This window comes from Paraburkholderia fungorum (assembly GCF_046027215.1).
GTDB lineage: Bacteria > Pseudomonadota > Gammaproteobacteria > Burkholderiales > Burkholderiaceae > Paraburkholderia > Paraburkholderia fungorum_D.
Genome location: NZ_JAQQEN010000001.1, coordinates 2,162,431 through 2,181,518 on the forward strand (window position 1 = coordinate 2,162,431; position 19,088 = coordinate 2,181,518).

Annotated in this window: 16 protein-coding genes; 8 read left to right on the forward strand and 8 right to left on the reverse strand. The window is 64.3% G+C overall.

The window, feature by feature from the left end; genetic code table 11:
* Positions 1–16: 16 nt before the first annotated feature.
* Both PQR27_RS09570 and PQR27_RS09575 read right to left on the reverse strand, forming a co-directional pair.
* Entirely contained in the window at positions 17–3,310 is a 3,294-nt protein-coding gene (locus tag PQR27_RS09570) for an adenylate/guanylate cyclase domain-containing protein (protein WP_408523417.1), read from the reverse strand.
* Positions 3,273–3,590, reverse strand: coding sequence for a hypothetical protein (locus tag PQR27_RS09575; protein WP_408523418.1), 318 nt, complete (start codon positions 3,588–3,590; stop codon positions 3,273–3,275). Before PQR27_RS09575 ends, PQR27_RS09570 begins: the two co-directional genes overlap by 38 nt.
* A 125-nt stretch (positions 3,591–3,715) precedes the next feature.
* On the opposite strand from PQR27_RS09575, the gene PQR27_RS09580 reads away from it, so the two are divergent.
* Positions 3,716–5,947: a SulP family inorganic anion transporter gene (locus tag PQR27_RS09580; protein WP_408523419.1), complete on the forward strand. Its 2,232-nt coding sequence runs from the start codon at positions 3,716–3,718 to the stop codon at positions 5,945–5,947.
* A 110-nt stretch (positions 5,948–6,057) separates the two neighbouring features.
* On the opposite strand, the gene cynS is transcribed toward PQR27_RS09580, so the two are convergent.
* Together cynS and PQR27_RS09590 are read right to left on the reverse strand one after the other, a co-directional pair.
* The gene (cynS, locus tag PQR27_RS09585; protein ID WP_408522250.1) at positions 6,058–6,528 is read right to left on the reverse strand and encodes a cyanase; all 471 of its coding nucleotides are present in this window, start codon (positions 6,526–6,528) and stop codon (positions 6,058–6,060) included.
* Between the two features lie 42 nt (positions 6,529–6,570).
* On the reverse strand, positions 6,571–7,230 hold the full coding sequence (locus PQR27_RS09590) for a carbonic anhydrase (RefSeq protein WP_408523420.1): 660 nt from the start codon (positions 7,228–7,230) through the stop codon (positions 6,571–6,573).
* Positions 7,231–7,351: 121 nt separating this feature from the next.
* Here PQR27_RS09590 and cynR point away from each other — a divergent pair, with 121 nt between their 5' ends.
* On the forward strand, positions 7,352–8,248 hold the full coding sequence (cynR, locus tag PQR27_RS09595) for a transcriptional regulator CynR (RefSeq protein WP_408523421.1): 897 nt from the start codon (positions 7,352–7,354) through the stop codon (positions 8,246–8,248).
* A gap of 10 nt (positions 8,249–8,258) precedes the next feature.
* Here cynR and PQR27_RS09600 read toward each other — a convergent pair whose 3' ends face one another.
* Entirely contained in the window at positions 8,259–9,392 is a 1,134-nt protein-coding gene (locus PQR27_RS09600; RefSeq protein WP_408523422.1) for an MBL fold metallo-hydrolase, read from the reverse strand.
* Between the two features lie 83 nt (positions 9,393–9,475).
* On the opposite strand from PQR27_RS09600, the gene PQR27_RS09605 reads away from it, so the two are divergent.
* The 5 genes from PQR27_RS09605 to PQR27_RS09625 all read left to right on the forward strand — a co-directional run bounded on the left by PQR27_RS09605 (position 9,476) and on the right by PQR27_RS09625 (position 13,933).
* The gene (locus PQR27_RS09605) at positions 9,476–10,090 is read left to right on the forward strand and encodes a TetR/AcrR family transcriptional regulator (protein WP_408523423.1); all 615 of its coding nucleotides are present in this window, start codon (positions 9,476–9,478) and stop codon (positions 10,088–10,090) included.
* 312 nt (positions 10,091–10,402) lie between these two features.
* Positions 10,403–10,759 (forward strand): DUF4148 domain-containing protein, encoded by a 357-nt coding sequence (locus tag PQR27_RS09610; RefSeq protein ID WP_408523424.1) that lies wholly within the window; start codon positions 10,403–10,405, stop codon positions 10,757–10,759.
* A gap of 72 nt (positions 10,760–10,831) precedes the next feature.
* A complete protein-coding gene (locus tag PQR27_RS09615) occupies positions 10,832–12,697 on the forward strand; it encodes a cytochrome c biogenesis protein DipZ (RefSeq protein ID WP_408523425.1) in 1,866 nt (621 codons plus the stop codon).
* Between the two features lie 50 nt (positions 12,698–12,747).
* Positions 12,748–13,488: a peptide-methionine (S)-S-oxide reductase MsrA gene (msrA, locus tag PQR27_RS09620; RefSeq protein WP_408523426.1), complete on the forward strand. Its 741-nt coding sequence runs from the start codon at positions 12,748–12,750 to the stop codon at positions 13,486–13,488.
* Between the two features lie 139 nt (positions 13,489–13,627).
* Positions 13,628–13,933 (forward strand): hypothetical protein, encoded by a 306-nt coding sequence (locus tag PQR27_RS09625; RefSeq protein WP_408523427.1) that lies wholly within the window; start codon positions 13,628–13,630, stop codon positions 13,931–13,933.
* Here the strand turns inward: PQR27_RS09625 and PQR27_RS09630 are convergent.
* On the reverse strand, positions 13,919–14,899 hold the full coding sequence (locus tag PQR27_RS09630; protein WP_408523428.1) for a LysR family transcriptional regulator: 981 nt from the start codon (positions 14,897–14,899) through the stop codon (positions 13,919–13,921). The genes PQR27_RS09625 and PQR27_RS09630 overlap by 15 nt on opposite strands.
* A 131-nt stretch (positions 14,900–15,030) precedes the next feature.
* Here PQR27_RS09630 and PQR27_RS09635 point away from each other — a divergent pair, with 131 nt between their 5' ends.
* The gene (locus tag PQR27_RS09635) at positions 15,031–16,020 is read left to right on the forward strand and encodes an amidohydrolase family protein (protein ID WP_408523429.1); all 990 of its coding nucleotides are present in this window, start codon (positions 15,031–15,033) and stop codon (positions 16,018–16,020) included.
* Between the two features lie 188 nt (positions 16,021–16,208).
* On the opposite strand, the gene PQR27_RS09640 is transcribed toward PQR27_RS09635, so the two are convergent.
* Complete coding sequence (locus PQR27_RS09640) at positions 16,209–17,534, reverse strand: MFS transporter (RefSeq protein ID WP_408523430.1); 1,326 nt, start codon at positions 17,532–17,534, stop codon at positions 16,209–16,211.
* Positions 17,535–17,597: 63 nt separating this feature from the next.
* Entirely contained in the window at positions 17,598–19,013 is a 1,416-nt protein-coding gene (locus tag PQR27_RS09645; RefSeq protein ID WP_408523431.1) for an aldehyde dehydrogenase family protein, read from the reverse strand.
* Positions 19,014–19,088 lie beyond the last annotated feature (75 nt).

Consider the following 19,088-nt stretch of genomic DNA (forward strand, 5'->3'; position numbering starts at 1 on the left):
CGCAAGGTCGCGATACCTACGCGGCGAGCGCCGCATCCACCGCGGGTAAATAGCTGTTGAAGCCTGCCTGTTCGAGGGCCGCTCTCGCATGCTCTAGCTCGCGCCGCGTTGCTTCTGCGGCATGGTTTTGCTGGGCGTGAGCGAGGGCGCGGCCGCGCGCCGCGAACAGGTCCGCCCACGGCAGCGGTTCGGCACGCGTGTATTCTTCGAGCGCGGTGACATAGCGCAATGCGCCGGCCGGGTCGCCGGCGGACAACATCGCTTCGATCGCGTCGCGGTAGAACCAGAGGTGATTGTGGCCAACCGCGCCGCGCTGCAACATGTCGGCGCCTTCGGCGAGCAGACGCAGGCGTTCGCCGTCGTCCTCGACGATGCGGCTGAGAGCTCCCACGGCCTTGGGTGCGCTGAACTGCGTGCCCACCTTACGGCAAATCGCCAGCGCCTTACGCAACAGTTGGGTCGCCTCCTGGCGATCGCTTCCGGCAAGCAGCACGCGCGCCCGCATTTCCATATTCTGTGCTTCGAAACGGCGCGCGCCCAGTTGACGGATGATCTGCATTTCACGCTCGAGATGGGCGAGCGTGGCCGGTATATCGCCCAATTCGTAGCTGGCGAACACACCGAGGGTTTCGCACAGCATCTGCGCACGCGGCTGGCCGACCAGCGCGGCGGCATGCGCGGCGGCGTCGACATCGTCGTGCGCTGGACGTGCCTCGTTGAGGTAGATCCGGCTGAAGCCCGCCATCGAACGATTGGCGACCTCGATGCGGCCGAAGCCGTGTTCGCGGCTTAGCGCAACGCAGCGGCTAAAGTGCTCGAAAGCGGTGCGCATGCGCCCCTGGGCGTAGGCCGCATCAGCCAGGCCGCCAAGCGCACGCGCCTCCGGTTCCGGCGAGCCGAGGCGCCGTGCATAGGTCAGCCCGCGCTCGTGTTCGGCGCGGCAGTCGTCGATCCGGCCAAGCGGGAACAGGATGTTGCCCCGCAGATGATGCAGACGCGCAAGGTCGGGCACGCTATCCAGACGTTGCGCCACTTGCTGGGCCGCGTCGAGGAGGGTGAGGGCCTCGGCGAGACCTTCGTTCACCCGCAGACCTTCGGCGAGGCCGAGATGGGCCTGACAAAGATTCGTTTCGTCCGGCGTGGCGGCAACGGCGATACGGTACGTCGCGATCGATGCGGCGATGTCGCCGAGATCGCGCTGGAGTTCTCCTTTGAAGCAGGTCAGCGCGTGGCGATCCTGATCCGTCTGCGCGATGTGCAGGCCTCGCTCGACGAGCCGCAACGCCGCCTCGGTAAAGTAGGCCGCGCGTTGGGCCAGCGCGGCGTCGAGGTAGGCCCGCGGCGCGCGCTCGTCCTCGGCGCGATCGAAATGCTGCGCGCGCAGCACGGGGTCCGTCGCGGCAAACCAGTCGGCGGCGAGCCGGTGCAACTCGCGCCGGCGTGCCCGCAGCAGCGTCGAGTAGGCGCTCTCCTGGATGAGCGCGTGGGCAAACAGGAAATCTTCGCCTTCCGGCAAGACGAGTGCGTTGGCGACGAGCCCGTGACACGCATATTCCGGTGCATCGATCAGCCGCCGCAGCAGGGGGAGGCTAAAGCGCTGTCCGATCACCGCGGCGGCCTGGAAAGCCTCGCGGTCGCGCGAAGTGAGCCGGTCCATGCGCGCCAGCACGAGGCTCTGGATCGTCGCGGGGACCGCCTCCGCGCTGCCTTCCCCGGCGTTATGCAGGAGCTGTTCGAGGAACAGCGGATTGCCGCCGGCCCGCTCGATGCAGGCGCGCGCGACCCGTTCGGTCGCATCGATAAAGCTGCCGGCAAGGTTCAACGCTTCGTCGCGGCGTAATGGGCCGAGGTCGATTGTCGCGAAGGGGGTGCCGCGGCAACCCGCCCGCCATGCCGCGTCGAGGGGATCGCCGTCCACCCGCGAAGTCATGACGAGCAGGCCCGGACCGTTCGCGATCGCCACGGCGAACGCGGCCAGGTAACCGAGCACCTGGGGGTCCGCCCAGTGCAGATCTTCCACGGCGATCATGGTGGGCCCGCGTCGGCAAACATCCTCTGCAATCACCGCCGCGACCGCGCGCTTGCCGCGTGTGCGCGCGGTGTTGTCCATCGCGTTGTAAAGCGTGCGCCATTCGCCGGTTTGCGCGAGGTCGAGGATGTCATGGAGAAACATCAACTGGTCAGCGCCGACGGCACCGGATGCGGCAATCCGTTCGGCAGCCGCGCGCCGTTCATCGGGGCCGGCTGCGGGCGGCAGGCCGAGCAGGCTGCCGACAATCGTGCGAACGGGGTCCTGGCCTTTGCCGACGCCGAAATCCAGCACGAGGCCGCGATGGCTGGCAAAGCCCAACGTTTCGACGAAGCGGCGCATTTCGTCGACGAGCCGCGTCTTGCCGATGCCCGCCTCGCCGCGCACATAGACGACGTGGCCGGCTCGCTGTTCGAGGCAGGCGCGGGCGAGGCCCTTGAACTGTTCGAGCTCTGCCTTGCGACCGACAAAAACACTGCGGCTTGCCAAAACGGGTTCAAACGCGAGACCGCGCAGTCGCCACACGCGTACCGGCGAGTCGATTCCCTTGAAACGCATCGTGCCGACCGCGTCGCTCGTCACGCAGTTGCCGAGCGTGCGATGCACGCTATCGGAGAGCAGCGTTTCCCCTGGGCCGGCGGCGGCAACCAGCCGGGCGGCGAGGTTCACGGAGTCCCCGAGCACCGTGTAGTCCTGAACGTCGGCACGTTCGAGCGGGCCCGCGACCACCTCGCCGCTGGCGATACCCACGTGCGCCCGCAGCGGCGGTGAGCCTGGCTCGCCCAGCCCGCCCAGTCCGTTAAGCGCCTCGTGAATTTCCAGTGCGGCACGTGCCGCGCGCAGCGGATCGGTGTCGTGCGCGCGCGGTGCGCCGAAGATCGCCATCACGGCATCGCCGATATGCTTGTCGATCGTGCCGCCGTAGCCGAGAACGATCCCATCGACGAGCGCGGTGTAACGACCGGTCAGCTCGCGCAACTCTTCGGGATCCAGCGTTTGCGAGAGTGCGGTAAAACCGCACAGATCGGCGAAGAGAATGGTGACTTGCCGGCGCTCGCTCGCGGGTGCATTCACCACAGGCGACGCAGTGTGCGGCGCGGCGTCGCGCTGATCGGCTATGGCCGCCAGCAGCCGTTTGCGGTGGCCGAGGGAGAGGACGCCGAGCTCTTTCAGATCGGCGTCGTCGAGTTGAGCCAGCATCGCGAGATCGATGTCGTTCCCGGCAAACGCGGGTGCGTATTGCTCAAGCCCCAATGCCCGCAGCCACTGATCGATATCCATCGCCGCCGCCCAGTCCGATGCGTTCGAACGCGCGTTTCTGTTGCCGCTCGTTGCCGCTCATTTTTCCGTACAGGTTGTCGAACCCTATGACCGACGCGGACCGCGCGTCACTACAGATCATACGAATCGCCTGCGCCGCCGGTTGCCGGTTGCCGGCCGTAATTGGCGCACGGCATTCCGGTTCAACGCACTCCTGACGAAAATACAGTGTACGTCCGGCATGAAGGAGACGGGTACCGGACACGAGCGACGAGGTGGCTGCGGATTTGGCCACGCGCATGACGCCGTGCCATCGTGCACCGTCAGGCCCGCCATGCGTTTGACACTGCCGACGGCCGCGACGGATACTGATTGGCGAACCGCACGGCCGAGGCATGATTTCATCCGCCCTCACCGGGAGCCACTGTGAAGCCAGCTACGACAGGTTCCTCACCCGACGTCCGCTCCGGGCCGCGCCTCACGGGCGTGATCGGAGACCTGACGGCGGGCATGGTCTCGACCCTGGTCATGCTCTGCTACGCAATGAGCCTGGGCACCATGATCTTCAGCGCGGATCTCGCCCGTTACGCCGCGCTGGGCGTGCCCACCGCCTTCATCAGTTGCGTCGTGACGGCACTCGTGATCGCCTTGACGAGTTCGATGCGGATGAATATCGCCGGACCGGACGGCAACGCGACGGCGTTTCTTGCCGGTGTGGCAGCCGGCGTCGCGAGCAGTGTGCGGGCCGACGGCGGTACGCCGCAGACCATCCTGCTGACGGTCCTGATCGCCATCGCGCTGTGTTCGGTGGTGACGGGCGTCATTCTCTATGCGGTGGGGTCGTCAAAGCGCAGCCGTTCGCTGCAATTCCTGCCTTATCCAGTGGTAGGAGGCTTCCTTGCTGGCACGGGCTATCTGCTGCTGGTGGGTGCGCTACGCGTCGTGACCGGCGCGCCCTTGAATGGCCACACGGTGGCGCTGATGACGCACCTGAACTGGCTGATGTGGACACCCGCTGTGCTGGTGTGCGCGTTCGCCACGCTCCTGTCACGCACGTGGAAACACGCAGCGGCACTGCCGGCCACTCTCGCACTCGGTGTCGTGCTGTTCTACCTGCTGCTCATGGCGACAGGCCTCTCCATCGACGACGCTCGCAGTACAGGACTCCTGCTTCCGCATGTCGCGCTGCATCCGATGCGGATTCCCGCGCTGCATTTGCCGGCGCCGCTGGCGCACGGGAGCGTCGACTGGTCGGCCATCGCTGCGCATTTGCCGGAGACGCTCGTCGTCACGTCGATTTCAGCCATCACGATCCTGATGAATTCGACTGCACTGGGCGCAGCCACGGGCGAAGACATCGATCTGAACCGCGAGATGCGGGCCGCGGGCATCGCCAATATCGCGAGCGGGATGTTAGGTGGGATGGTCGGCTACCAGTCGTTCAATCGGTCGATGCTCAACGCCCGCGCCGGTGCCACGAGTCGTTTGGCGGGCGTATTCGCCGCCCTTGCATGCCTGGTCGCGCTGGCTGTCTCGCCGGACCTGGTGGCGTTATTTCCGGTGCCGGTGCTGGTTGGGCTGCAGCTCTTCATGGGGCTGCGTCTGTTGATTCAGTGGCTGGTCGGCGCGTATAGCAAGCTCAACTGGCATGAGTATCTACTCGTACCGTTTATTCTCGGCGCTATCGCGTTCTACGGCGTCGTTCCGGGCGTGGTGGCCGGAGTGGTTGCCGCCTGTGTGATGTTCGCGCTGCTGTACGGCCGCGTCAGCTGCATTCGGATGGAGTTCGATGGCAGCACCCGCACATCGAATGTCGAACGCAATATCGAGGCAACTCAACGGCTGCGCGAACTCGGCGCACAGGTATGCGGAACCTGTCTGCAGGGGTTCCTGTTCTTTGGTACGGCCAATTCGATCCTGCAACGCGTGCGCGAACGGCTGGCCATGCGTGGGCCGCTACCGGTCCGTTTTGTCGTGCTCGATTTCGCTTCGACCAACGGCATGGACGCGTCGGTATCGATCAGCTTCGTCAAACTCAGGCAATTGTGCGCGACGATCGATGCGGATCTGGTGTTGACAGGCCTGCCTGCAAGCTCGCGCGCGCTGCTCATGAAGACCGGCACGCTGAACCTGCGGATTCACGAGTTCGCCACACTCGATGCCGGGCTGGAATGGGTCGAAGATACGCTTCTCGCGTCGGATCCACGCGCACCGTTTTGCGCCGCAGAGGACTTCGAGGCGATGCTCGCGCCGCATTTCACATCACTCGCGCTGGAGAAGCTGTTGGCCCTGATGGACCTGCGCGAGCTTGATGCGGGCCAAGCCGTCTTCCGTCACGGCGAGCCGGGTGACGCCATGTACTTTGTCGAACGGGGCCGGGTTGCTGTCCTGCTGCCGCTGGCGGGCGGAAGATTGCTCAGATTGCGCTCGTTCGGGCCCGGTACGATCATCGGTGAAATGGCGGTGTACACGCAGCGGGCGCGGAGTGCGGACGTGCTGGCCGAGGGACCCACGCGTGTCCGGAGATTGACGCTCGAGTCGTTGCGCGCGCTCGAGCGCGATGATCCCGCGACGGCGCAGCAGATGCACCGGTTTGTGGTCAAGGTCATGGCGTCACGGTTGACCGTGGCAGACGAGGCCTTGCGGGTGGCGCTTTGACAGGCGGGCAGCGTCGGCGACGAGGCTGAACTACGGCATCTTTCTATCGACGCACAAGATGTGAACCCATACCGGAGAGCCGCTCACGTCGGAGCGACTCTCCCGTCGACTCAGAACGGCTTGGTCGGCAGATACTTTCCGTCGAGCGTGATCACTGCACGCGAGCCGCCTTCCGGATCGTCGACTTTCTTGATGTCCAGCTTGAAGTTGATGGCGCTGATGATGCCGTCGCCAAACTTCTCGTGAACCAGCGCCTTCAGCGTCGAACCGTAGATCTGCACCATTTCGTAGAAACGATAGATCGTCGGGTCGGTCGGCACGCCGCCGGGAATACTGCCGCGTAGCGGAATGGTTTGCAGCAGGCGAACCGCGTCTTCGCCGAGTTCGAGCTTGTCGGCCACGACCTGCGCGGCGTTGGCCGGCAGCGGGTGCTGGCCGAGCAGCGCAGCGGTGACGAATGCGAGGCTGAGGCCGGTGCCTTCATTGATCTGCTCGAACGTTAGATTCTTGCGAACCTTCGAGTCGATGATCGCGTCGGTCAGGGCTTCGCGGCGGGCTTGGCTATGTTGCGATTGCGTCATGATGATGCTCCTTGAGATGGAATGAAATGGAAAAGCAGTTGATCAGGCAGCGAGGCTGAGTCGAGCCGGCGTTGCACAGGCATGCGGATGTTCAGCGAGAGAAACGAACCGGTTGGTCGCGCCGTCGAGTGCGTCAATCGAGCCGGTTTCGATGTCATACACCCAGCCGTGCAGGGCCAGATGGCCTTGTTCGAGCGCAAGCCGCACGGAAGGGTGGGTTTTGATGTTCGCGAGCTGGGCGATCACGTTTTCGCGGACCATCGAATCGACCCGGTCGCGTTCGCTCTTGTGCTCACGCGCCTCGTTGACGACTTTCGCGGAATCCGCGTAGTGCAACCAGTTGCGCACGGCCGGCATGTGGTCCATGCACTTGCAGGTGGCGATGGCCGTCATCGCGCCGCAATCGGAGTGACCGCAAATCACCACATCGGTGACGCCAAGCGCGGCGACTGCGTATTCGACCGTGGCGGTCACGCCGCCCGGTTCCGGGCCGTACGACGGCACGATATTGCCGGCGTTGCGGATCACGAACAGATCACCGGGCTCGCGCTGCGTGACGAGTTCCGGCACGAGCCGGCTGTCCGAGCAGGAAATGAATAACGTGCGCGGGTTCTGGCTCGTGGCCAGTTGCCTGAAAAGTTCGGAGCGCTGCGGAAACGCGTCGCGCTGGAACTTCAGGAAGCCGTCGATGATGTCTTGCATGTTTCGCTCCGTTTGGGGGTTCGTTGAGAACCGATGGACGAAGAATGCGCCGATCAAACTATAGCGTCCAAGACTGGTTTATTATTTCCTCTATAGGTAACACCAATACTTTGGGGAACTCATGCTGCTCCGGCATATCCGGTACTTTCTGGCGGTTGCGGAACACCGTAATTTCACGCGCGCGGCCGAGGCGCTGCACGTGTCGCAGCCCACGCTGTCGCAACAGATCAAACAGCTCGAGGACACGCTGCGCGTGCAATTGCTCGACCGCTCGGGCCGCGCGATCCAGCTGACCGACGCCGGCGCGGCCTATGTGCGCTACGCGCAGCGCGCGCTGCAGGACCTGGAGGCGGGCAAGCGGGCGATTCACGATGTGCAGGAACTGAGCCGTGGCTCGTTGCGGCTCGCGATGACGCCGACCTTCACCGCCTACCTGATCGGTCCGTTGCTGGAGAAGTACAACCGCCTGTATCCGAATATCGCGCTGAACATCCTTGAAATGCCGCAGGATCGGATGGAAGCGTTATTGAACGAGGACGCGCTGGATCTCGGCATCGCGTTCGACGATACGCATTCCCCTGACATCGAGACGCAGGTGCTGTTCGTCGAAGCGCTTGCGATGGTGGTCGGCAAAGCGCATCCGTGCGCAAAGAAGCGCGCCGCGTTGACGCTGCGCGAGTTCGAGAAGGAAGCGCTCGTATTGCTCAACGAGGAGTTTGCGACGCGCCACTATATCGATCGATATTGCCGGCAGCACGGCGTCGCGCCGCGCATCTCCATGGAGGTCAATTCGATCAGCGCGGTGATCGAACTGGTGCAGCGAAGCACGCTCGCAACGATCCTGCCGGCCGCGATCGCACGTGAGCACAGGGAGTTGCGTCTGGTGAACCTGGAGCCCGCACTGCCGCAGCGAACCGCTGCGTTGCTACTGCGCAAGGGCGCCTATCGGACGGCGGCGGTGCGGGCATTTACCGCGCTCGCGCTTGAGGACAGCGCGGGCGAGTCGCTGAGTCGCTGAGCGTCGTGCGTCAGGTCGACGAATGAGCCTGTCCCGCATTGCGGCAGGCGAACCAGCGTCGCCGCGTCGCGGGCGCCGGCACGGCCTCTGAAACCTCGCGCCACCATTTTTCGCCACGGTGCGGCGCCTTCAGATCGAGCCGCTCGCCCACGCGTGGCGTCGCGAGCGGAATGCCGCGCGCGGCGGTGAGCCCGACGACGCGCTCGAACGGTTCTTGCCAGCGGTGCATCGCCAGATCGAAGGTGCCGTTGTGGACCGGCACCAGCCAGCGGCCGCGCAGATCGAGGTGGGCCTGCACGGTTTCGTCGGGCTGCATGTGAACGTACGGCCATTGGGCGTCGTAAGCGCCGGTTTCCAGCAGCGTCGCGTCGAAGGATCCGAGCCGTTCGCCGATGGTCCGAAAGCCGTCGAAATAGCCGGTGTCGCCGCTGAAGAACACCCGCAGGTCGTCGTCGACGATGACCCACGAGGCCCACAAGGTGCTGTTGCCGTCGAACAGGCTGCGACCGGAAAAATGCTGCGCGGGAGTGGCCGTGAACGACACGCCGTCGATTTCAGTACCTTGCCACCAGTCGAACTGGCGTACCTTCGACGCCTCGATACCCCATTCGATCAGCCGGTCGCCGACGCCCAGCGGCGTCAGAAAAACGCCGGTTGTGCGCGCGAGTGCAAGCACGGTCTCGCGGTCCAGATGGTCGTAGTGATCGTGCGACAGGATCACGCCGCGCAGCGGCGGCAGATCGGCGAGTGCGATGGGCGGCGCATGAAAGCGCTTCGGACCGACGCGCCGGAACGGCGAGGCGCGCTCGGCGAAAACCGGGTCGGTCAACCAGAACTGGCCGCGCAGCTTGAGCAGCAGGGTCGAATGCCCGAGGCGATACAGGCTCCGGTCGGGCGCCGCGTCGAGCTGTTCGCGTGACAGCGTATCGACGGGCAGGGGGCCGGCCGGCGCCGTGCCCTCCGGTTTGTTGAACAGCACATTCCACGCGATGCTCAAGGTCTTGCCGATGCCTTCGGCAGGGCGCGGCTTGACGTTGCGAAAGCGCCCGCCGTCATGCTGGGCCGACGAGTCGAACGATGCGCGGCCGCGTTGTGCCGCGCTCAGGCCCAACGCGCGACGGATAGAACCGGTGAACGAGGTCATGTGAGACGTTCCGAGGCAGAAAGTAGACTGTCCAGTGTAGTTTATTATTGAGAAAAGTAAACTCCCCGGTGTAAAATTTCCGCATGAACACCAGTGATGCCCCCCTACGCCTGACCGATCGCAAGCGCGCCGCCGTGATCAGCGCGGCCATCGAAGAATTTCTCGCCGCGGGCTATGACGCCACCAGCATGGATCGCATTGCCGCGCGCGCCAGCGTCTCGAAGCGCACGGTCTATAACCATTTTCCGAGCAAGGAAGCACTGTTCGCGGCCATCCTGCGGCAGTTGTGGGAGGCGAGCGACACCGGGGAAGCGCCTGCGTATTCGAGCCAGCGTCCTTTGCGGGAGCAGTTGCTCCAGTTGCTGCTGAAAAAGCTGTCCCTGTTGAACGACGAGTCGTTCCTGGCGCTCGCGCGCGTGGCGATCGCGGCAGGCATCCATTCGCCGGAGCGCGCACGCGACATGGTGGCCCGCATGGGGGAGCGCGAAGAGGATCTGACGGTATGGATACGCGCGGCCGCCGCCGATGGCCGCCTCAGGACGCCGGACCCGGTGTTCGCCTCACAACAGCTGCAGGGCCTCGTCAAAGCGTTCGCTTTCTGGCCGCAAGTGACGATGGGCCAGCCGCGCCTTGCCGACGCCGAACAGCAGCGTGTAGCGGAAACCGCCGCCGACATGTTTCTCGCGCGCTATGCGTGAGCGGTGAGCGGTGAGCCGTGCGCGGCGGCCATAACGTGCCCGGCCCACCGGTATCCGACCCTGTCTTGAGACACGATCGCCAGCCAGGGCGATATTTGTGTCCCAATGTATCTACCGGTCAGGGTGATACACAACATTGCAGTTGACCGGCTTTTCCGACACAAGCCAGATACCTCCGCGCGTTCCAATACATCAACGCCGGAACCCAGATGTACTCCACCCCGCAGAGCCTCACTACACTGCGCCTCGTGGCCCCTGATTTCCGGACGTCTTTCTTGCAACTCAAGACTCACTTTCTGGAGATAGGTCATCATGAAATCGCTCATTCAAGCCGTTGTCGTTGCCGCTGTCCTCGCCACGCCGTTCGCTTCTTTCGCTCAATCGAGCCAGCCCGTGACCCGCGCGCAGGTTCGTGCCGAACTGGTCCAGCTCGAAAAGGCCGGCTATAACCCGGGCAATAGCTCAGACGCGTATTACCCGAACAACATCCTGGCCGCCGAAGCCCGCGTGGCCGCGCAAAATGGCGCCAGCGGCGCGGCAAGCGCCACGGTAAACGCCACGACAAGCGGCGTGGGCGGCACTGCCGCGGGTTCGTCGGCATCAGGTGCCGCGGCCGGTGCCGGCTTCGCCACGCATGACGGCATGAAGCCGGTCTACTTCGGCCAATAAGACTGTTGGCGCGCGCGGGCTGCCGCATTGGAAGCGGCAGCCGTCCTACGAACACAACCGGCTCAAACAACCATGTTACTCATCGTTCTCGCCTATCTGGGCGGCGCTCTCACGATCCTAAGCCCTTGCATCCTGCCGGTGCTGCCGTTCGTTTTCGCGCGCGCCGACCAGCCTTTCGTTCGTAGCGGCCTGCCGCTGCTCGCCGGCATGGCGCTCACGTTCGCCCTCGTGGCGACGCTCGCGGCCGTCGGCGGCGGGTGGGTCGCCGAGGCCAACCAGTACGGCCGCTGGCTCGCGATCGCGCTGCTCGCCATATTTGGCCTGACGCTGCTGCTGCCGCGCTTCGCCGACTATCTGATGCGTCCGCTGGTGAGCGCCGGCAACCGTCTGTCGACGTTCGCCCAGGGCAACGGCCAGCAGGTTCGCGCCGGGTCCTCGTTCCTGTTGGGCATCGCCACCGGCCTGCTGTGGGCGCCGTGCGCCGGGCCGATCCTCGGTCTGGTGCTGACCGGGGCGGCCTTGCGCGGCGCCAGCGTCGGCACCACCTTGTTGCTGGTCGCCTATGCGGCCGGGGCGGCGACTTCGCTCGCCGTCGCGCTGCTGATCGGCGGCCGGGTGTTTGCCGCCATGAAACGCTCGCTGGGTGCCGGTGAATGGATCCGCCGTGGGATCGGCGCGGCGATGCTGTGCGGCGTGGCGGCCATTGCGCTTGGCGCCGACACCGGCGTATTGACACGCGTATCGACGATTGCCACTAGCGGCCTTGAAGAGAAGCTGATTAACCGGCTGTCGCCCCGCACGACACCCGCCAGTGTGGTCTCGGCGAATAACCCGGCTCACGTCGATGCGGCCCCGGTGGCCGAGCCGGTTGTTACGCCGGCAGTCGTCACGCCGGCAGTCAATCGGGGCTCGGCTGGCGTGGGCGAGGCGATGCAGGTTGCCGCGACAAACGTGGCGCCGCTGCCCGTCGAGGGCGTGCTGCCCACGCTGGACGGCGCGGTTCAGTGGCTGAACTCGCCGCCGCTGACCACGCAGGCGTTGCGCGGCAAGGTGGTGCTGGTCGATTTCTGGACTTACTCGTGCATCAACTGCCTGCGCTCGCTGCCGTACGTGAAAGCGTGGGCGCAGAAGTACAAGGATCAGGGGCTGGTCGTGATCGGTGTGCATGCGCCCGAGTTCGCCTTTGAACGCAATATCGGCAACGTGACGAAGGCGACCCACGACCTCGGCATCGATTACCCGGTCGCGATCGACAACAACTACGCGATCTGGCGCGCGCTGAACAACCAGTACTGGCCGGCGCACTATTTCGTCGACGCCAAAGGGCAGATCCGCTACCACCATTTCGGCGAGGGCGACTACGCGCAGTCGGAAAAGGTCATCCAGCAGTTGCTCGCCGAAGCGGGCCACCCGGGCGCGGCAAAGATGGCGACGGGTCTGCTCGACGCCAGTGCCCAGGGCGTGCAAGCCGCGGCCGATTCCGTCGATCTGCAGTCGCCGGAAACCTATATCGGTTACGAGCACGCGGAGAATTTCGTTTCACCCGGCGGCGAAGCGCAGGACCAGCCGCATACGTACATCGCGCCCTCGCAGCCAGACCTGAATGAATGGGGGCTCGCCGGCAGGTGGAATGTCGGCGCCGAGAACGCGACGCTGGCGGCAGCGTCCGGGACCATCGTCTATCGCTTCCATGCGCGGGATCTGCATCTGGTGCTTGGACCCGGCAGCGATGGCAAACCGGTCCGGTTTCGCGTCACCATCGACGGCGCCGCGCCCGGCAACGCGCACGGCACGGATGTCGCCGCCGACGGTAGCGGGACCGTGACCAGCCAGCGGCTCTATCAACTGGTGCGGCAGACCGGCGAGGTCAAGGATCACACGTTCTCGATCGAGTTTCTGGACCCGGGTGTCGAAGCGTATTCATTCACGTTCGGCTGATGACACGCGGACCGGCCACCCTACACTGATCACTGAAAGGATTGACAATCGTGAACAAGATATCGACAGGCAGCGGATCCCGGCGAAGCCGACCGTCCATTGCCAGACTTGCGGGCATCGTCGCGCTCGGCGTGGGTGCACTCGCATTGCAGCGTTTCGCGCATTCCGCCGAAACGGCAACGAGGATTCCCGCGCCCGCCCAGGACGAAAAAGTCGTCGCAACGCATAGCGAAACCGCCGTGTTTTCCGGCGGCTGTTTCTGGGGCGTGCAGGGCGTGTTCGAGCACGTGCGCGGCGTTGAACAGGTGGCGTCAGGTTATACGGGCGGGGCGGCCAGCACGGCGCACTACGGTTCCGTTGAAGACGGCAATACCGGTCACGCGGAATCGGTGCAGATCACCTACGACCCGACGCAGATTACCTATGGACGTCTGCTGCAGATCTTTTTCTCGGTCGCGCATGATCCAACCGAATTGAATTACCAGGGACCCGACCACGGCACGCAATATCGCTCGGCCGTGTTCCCGGTCAATCAGGATCAGCGCAATGTGGCCGAGGCGTATATCGCGCAGCTGGGTCAGGCCCATGCTTTCCCGGCGCCGGTCGTCACCCGGGTGGAACAGTTCAAGGGTTTCTATCCGGCCGAGGCCTATCATCAGAACTACCTCGCGCTTCATCCGAACGACCCGTACATCGCCATTAACGACTTGCCGAAAGTCGCCAACCTGAAAAAGGTGTTTCCCGATCTGTACCTCAACGCGCCGGTACTGCTGAAGAACATCGCGTCGTAAACCCCCAAACCGGTAAGCCCGTTTCCGCGCCGGCGACATCACGAATCCTCGCGCCCGGCGCGAACTTGCGGCATAGTCCTGTGCTGGCTACACGCGCGTAGTCGATATTGATCCCCCAACGCTGCAATGGACGACCGGTATGGGCGTATTTGTTCCAGACTATGTGATTCGAGAGCAGGAGGCAGTGGGCGCCCTCGTGGTGTTCGGCGTGCTGCGCGTGATTGGCGGCGCGGTTGCCCTCAAAAAAGGCTGGCGCATTCCGCTCGTGGACAAATGCTTCATCGCCGCCGCGGCGCTTTATTGCGTGCCGCCGCTATTCGAGGTGCTCACGCAGTTTTACGGCACGTACGGCGAAAGTGCGGCGCAGCTCGAGGGCAGGGCGGCGGGATGCGCGATCGCACTTTTCTGCGCACCGATTCTCAGTCATCGGCTAGGTTTCGAATAGCAGGTGGCCTGGCTGGAATCTCCACGGCAGCGCACCCCAGCCGCTGTCGCCCGGATTGCGTACCTGATGGAACAGAAAATCGCGGAACGTCTGCGCGGCCGGACTCAGGCTGCGGCCGCGTCGATGCAAGAGCGCGATCGGCCGGGTGATGGGTTGGCAGGATAGCCTTCGCGTCACCACCTGGCGGGAATCCAGCACAACCGAGGCATAGCCGGGCACAAACGCGATGCCGAGTCCCGCGGCGACCATGCCGATCACGGTCCACACCTGTGACACCTCGTATTGCGGCATCAGCCGCACGCCTGCCTCGAGGGCGCTGCGGTCGATCAGTTGCCGCGTCACGTTGCGTGCGGTGAGCGCGATCAGCGGATAGCGCCCGATCTCCTGCCATGACACCTGAGCGTGTTGCGCAAGCGGATGATCCGCCGGCACGACCAACAGCACTTCGTCGAGCAGGACGGTATCGCCGGTCACGAGATCGGCGGCGCTGCCCGGATTGCTCAGACCGAGTTCCACCGCGCCATCCTCGACCAGGTGCCTGACGTCGCCGGAGGGGACATCGCGCAACACCACCGAAATCTCCGGATAGTCGCGTTTGTACGCGGCGATGACCGACGGCAGCATCAACGAACACAGCAAGGGCGACGCCGCGATGCTGACGCGGCCGCGGCGCTTGTTCGACAACTCTTTCGTGTCGGCAATCGCCGAGCTCAACTCGTGCAGCAGGCGCAACGCGGTCGGCAGAAACTGCGCGCCTGCGTCGGTCAGTTGGGCGGCGCGCGACGTGCGATCGAGCAACCTCACGCCCAGTTCCTTTTCCAGTTCATGCAACAACAGGCTGACAGCGGCCTGCGTGACGTGCAGCAGGGCGGCTGCATTCGTGAAGCTCTTTTCCTGCGCGACCACCACAAAGGCGCGCAGCTGCTTGAGCGAAACATTGCCGATCTGAAACGTTTCCGTGGTCATAAATCCACCTTATACGGGAACAACTTTTACTCGTTGGCCGTGCTTCCAGGCAGTCCCTAGACTGGCAGGCGTCAGTCGCCCCGCGAGGACGCGCACTGGCATTGAAAAACCTGAATCCTGGAGACTCCGTCATGGACAGTATTGTTGTCGACGTACATACGCATAACTACAGCGAGAACTGGCTTAACCTGTTGCGCGAACACGGCAAGCCGCGCTACGAAGTGAAAGAGGTGGCAGGTGGCCGGGAAGCGATCCATCACGACGGCGCGGCATTCAATACGATCTTCCCGGCCTTCTTCGATTTCGATGCGCGCGTCAAGGCGATGAACGAATACGGCGTCGATATCTGTGTCGTCTCGCTGGCCGCGCCGAGCGTGTACTGGGGCACGCCGGAGATCAGCCTGAAGGCAGCCCAGGCGATGAACAACGACTTTGCCGCTGCACAGACCGCGCACCCCGATCGCATCCGCTGGTTCGCGACGCTGCCCTGGCAGCATCCGGAACTGGCGAAGCCCGAACTCGAACGCGCGTTGAAGCTGGGTGCGAGCGGTGTGCTGGTGCTTGCCAACGTCGGCGAGAAATCGCTGACCGATCCACTCTTCGCGCCAACCTGGAAAGCGATCGACGACCACGCGTTGCCGGTCCTGATTCATCCGACTGCGCCGCCAGCGGTGCACGGCCTCGATATGCAGAAGTACATGCTGATCGTGCCCATCGGTTTCATGTTCGATACCACGCTGGCGCTCGGCCGGATGATCTACGACGGCTTCTTCGATCGCTATACGAAGCTCAAGATCATCGGCGCTCACGGTGGCGGCGCACTGCCGTTCCTGATCTCGCGCTTCGACCGTTGCCACGAGAAAATCGACAGCGCCCGCGCGACCATCAGCAAGCGGCCGTCCACCTATATGGGGCGTCTCTTCCTCGACTCGGTGGTGTATTCGCGTGAAGCGCTGCAAATGGCGATCAACTGCGTGGGCGAGGACAATGTGTTGTACGGTTCGGATTTTCCGCACAACATCAGCGACATGGGCGGCATTCTCGCGCGCGTGAACGAACTGCCCGGCACGGTGCGTCACAAGGTGCGCGGCAACAATGCTGAGCGGATCTTCAAGCTGTAAGGTCCTCGCGTTGCGAACTGGGGCGCTTCGCCCCAGTTGTCCTGCAGAATCAGGTCCCGCAATCCATTCATCCTGAACACAGGCCCCGGCATCGCTGCCGGGGCCTTTTTGTTGCGGCTGGGTTGGTTGCGGTTGCGTATGCGTTTGCGCTTGTGTGCGGCGCGCCCTGCGCGCCGCATTCATCGTCCTCAGTGCGCCTGCTTCAGCGCGGGGGATTGATCGTCCGCTTCGGGGCCCGGCTCCGCGACCGGCTTGTCGTCCTTGTCGCTGCGCAGCATCAGTACGCCGATCAGGCCGAGCGCGAAGAACAGCGTGGCATAGTGCGCCGGCATGAACTTGTCGCCGGTCACGTGCAGCAGCCACGTCAGGATGAACGGCGAGAAGCCGCCGAACAGCGATGCGCCGATGTTGTAGGAGATCGCGAGGCCGGTTGAACGAACCGAGGTCGGGAACAGTTGCGCCGACGCGCTTGGCACGGAGCTGGTGGCGGCGCTGGTGAGGATCGCGAAGACGCTTTCCACCGCAAGAATCGACGTCATCGAAGGCGCGTGAATCATCCAGTAGTAGGACGGATAAAGCGTTATCAGGAACGCGACGAGTGCAAGGCTCATCACGCGTTTCTGACCGACGCGATCGCCAAGCCAGCCGAATAGCGGAATGGTCGAGATGCGCAGCGTCACCGACAGGAGCAGCACGGTGAACGGCAGCTTGATCGGCATGCCGAGCGTTTGCACCGCGAAGATCGGCAGGAACGTGAAGATGACATACGACATCACGTTGAGTGCCGCGCTCATCGAGGTCGAAATGAACACCTCTTTCGGATAGTCAGTGAGTACCTTGCCTAGCGGTGCGCGCGCGGGCTTGGTGAGTTGCCGGAACGCCTCGGTTTCAGGCATCCGGTTTCGAATGTAGATACCGACCGGACCGATCAGCAGGCCGAATGCGAACGGCAGGCGCCATGCCCACGACTCGACCGTGGCCGGCGAGAAAAAGCCGGTCAATAGCGCGCCCATTGCAATGGCGATCAATGCGCCGAGGGCCTGCGCAAACATCTGCCAGCTGCCGTAGAAGCTGCGGCGGCCCTTCGGCGCGTACTCGACCAGCATGGCCGTGGCGGTACCGAATTCCCCGCCGGCCGACACGCCCTGCAGCAAGCGCGCAAACACCACCAGCAGCGGCGCGACGATGCCGATCTGGTGGAAGCCCGGGGTGAACGCGACAATCGCGGAGGCGATGGTCATCATCATGATGACCATCGTCAAACCGGCCTTACGTCCGTGGCGGTCCGAATAAATGCCGAGCAGCACCCCGCCGATGGGCCGCACCACGAAGCCCGCACCAAACGTCGCCGTGGTCATCAGCAGCCCGCCATACGGGCTGCTCGATGGGAAGAACTGCTTGGCGATGACCAGGGTGAGAAAGCCGAACAGCACGAAGTCGTACCATTCGAGTACGTTGCCAATGGTCGAAGCGACTGCGCCCCGCCAGTTTCCAGCTTTGCCTGCAGCTTCCATTGCCGCTCCCCATGTGGTTGTTCGCTGATACGCGCCGAATCAATACGCGCGGTGCCGTTGCCGTTATTGCTGAATGGATTTGAACTCCAGAAACGCTTCGATACTGAAGCGGCCGTTTTCGCGGCCGAATCCGGATTGCCCGACGCCACCGAACGGCGAGGCGGGATTGGGCGGTGCACCGTTGAGAATGACCTGACCCGTGCGCATCCGCCGGGCGGCGTTCATCGCACGCGTCCCGTTCGCTGACCACACCGCGCCAGACAGGCCGTACGGCGTCGCATTCGCGAGATCGATGCCGTCTTCGTCGCCGTCGTACGGCATCACGGCCAGTACCGGGCCGAATACTTCTTCGCAGCCGAGCGCCATCGTCCGGTCGACATCGGTGAACACCGTTGGCGCGATGAAATAGCCGCGTTCGAAACCGTAAGCGCGTCCCACGCCGCCCGCGAGCAGTGTTGCACCGGCGTCGAGCGCCGCGCCGATATGGTGGTTGATGCCGTCGAATTGCCGGAGGCTCGCGACGGGTCCCAGCCGGGTGTTGTCGTCCGCGGGATCGCCCAAGGTCCATTCCTGCAGCGCTGCCGTGATGCGATCCGCGACTTCCTGTTGCAGATGGCGCGGCGTGAGCAGACGCGATTGCGCGACGCACGCCTGGCCCGAGTTGTTCATGCAGCGGCGCACGATCGCGGGCACGGCGGCGTCGAGATCGGCGTCGTCGAGAATCAGCGCGGCCGATTTGCCGCCGAGTTCCAGGGCGACGCGCTTCAGCGAACCCGCGGCGCTCGCCAGGATGCGTCTCGCGACCGTACCCGAGCCGGTGAAGCTGACGATGTCGATGCGTGGATCGGCGACCAGCCATTCGCCGACATCCGCGCCACCCCATACCATGTTGACGAGTCCCGGCGGCAGATCGGCCTCTGCGACGGCTTCCATGAAGAGCTGGGCGGCGCCCGGTGCGATTTCGCTCGCCTTGAGCACCGTGGGGCAGCCGGCGCCGATGGCCCCGGCGACCTTCGCGACGATCTGATGCAGCGGGTAGTTCCACGGTGTGATCGCGGCCACCACGCCAACGGGTTCGCGCACCACGCGCGAGGTGCGGATCTGCTCTTCCCAGGTCACCTGGTGCAGACCTTCGATGATGGCGTCGAGATTGGCGAGCGGCATCGGCACCTGCATCGAGCGGCCGACCCACACAGGGACACCCACTTCGACGACAAGGCTCTCGACGATCCGGTCGGTGCGTTTGACGATGGCTGCCTGCAGCGCGCGGAGCGCGCGCTCGCGCTGTTCGATGCTGCTCGACGCCCAGCGCGGCAAGCAACGATGCGCCGAGGCGATCGCAGCATCGACATCGGCCTTGCTGCACGACAACAGTTCGCCGACCGGTTGTTCAGTGACCGGGCTGACCAGCGTGATCGAGTTCGTGCCGGTGCTCGGCCGTAACTGACCGTCGACATGGAAGTGGCGATAGGTATTCATGTACGCGACCTCGCGGGTAGGAAAGGACGAGCGATAAACGAAACACGTGGCATGTCCGTGTGAGCGGCGGGGCAC

Coding starts and splice junctions, on each gene's coding strand:
- PQR27_RS09570 (WP_408523417.1), bottom strand. CDS start 3,310: ATGGATATCGATCAGTGGCTGCGGGCATTGGGGCTTGAGCAATACGCA.
- PQR27_RS09630 (WP_408523428.1), bottom strand. CDS start 14,899: ATGACCACGGAAACGTTTCAGATCGGCAATGTTTCGCTCAAGCAGCTG.
- cynS (WP_408522250.1), bottom strand. CDS start 6,528: ATGACGCAATCGCAACATAGCCAAGCCCGCCGCGAAGCCCTGACCGAC.
- PQR27_RS09635 (WP_408523429.1), top strand. CDS start 15,031: ATGGACAGTATTGTTGTCGACGTACATACGCATAACTACAGCGAGAAC.
- PQR27_RS09615 (WP_408523425.1), top strand. CDS start 10,832: ATGTTACTCATCGTTCTCGCCTATCTGGGCGGCGCTCTCACGATCCTA.
- PQR27_RS09610 (WP_408523424.1), top strand. CDS start 10,403: ATGAAATCGCTCATTCAAGCCGTTGTCGTTGCCGCTGTCCTCGCCACG.
- cynR (WP_408523421.1), top strand. CDS start 7,352: ATGCTGCTCCGGCATATCCGGTACTTTCTGGCGGTTGCGGAACACCGT.
- PQR27_RS09605 (WP_408523423.1), top strand. CDS start 9,476: ATGAACACCAGTGATGCCCCCCTACGCCTGACCGATCGCAAGCGCGCC.
- PQR27_RS09590 (WP_408523420.1), bottom strand. CDS start 7,230: ATGCAAGACATCATCGACGGCTTCCTGAAGTTCCAGCGCGACGCGTTT.
- PQR27_RS09575 (WP_408523418.1), bottom strand. CDS start 3,590: ATGCGCGTGGCCAAATCCGCAGCCACCTCGTCGCTCGTGTCCGGTACC.
- PQR27_RS09600 (WP_408523422.1), bottom strand. CDS start 9,392: ATGACCTCGTTCACCGGTTCTATCCGTCGCGCGTTGGGCCTGAGCGCG.
- PQR27_RS09645 (WP_408523431.1), bottom strand. CDS start 19,013: ATGAATACCTATCGCCACTTCCATGTCGACGGTCAGTTACGGCCGAGC.
- PQR27_RS09625 (WP_408523427.1), top strand. CDS start 13,628: ATGGGCGTATTTGTTCCAGACTATGTGATTCGAGAGCAGGAGGCAGTG.
- PQR27_RS09640 (WP_408523430.1), bottom strand. CDS start 17,534: ATGGAAGCTGCAGGCAAAGCTGGAAACTGGCGGGGCGCAGTCGCTTCG.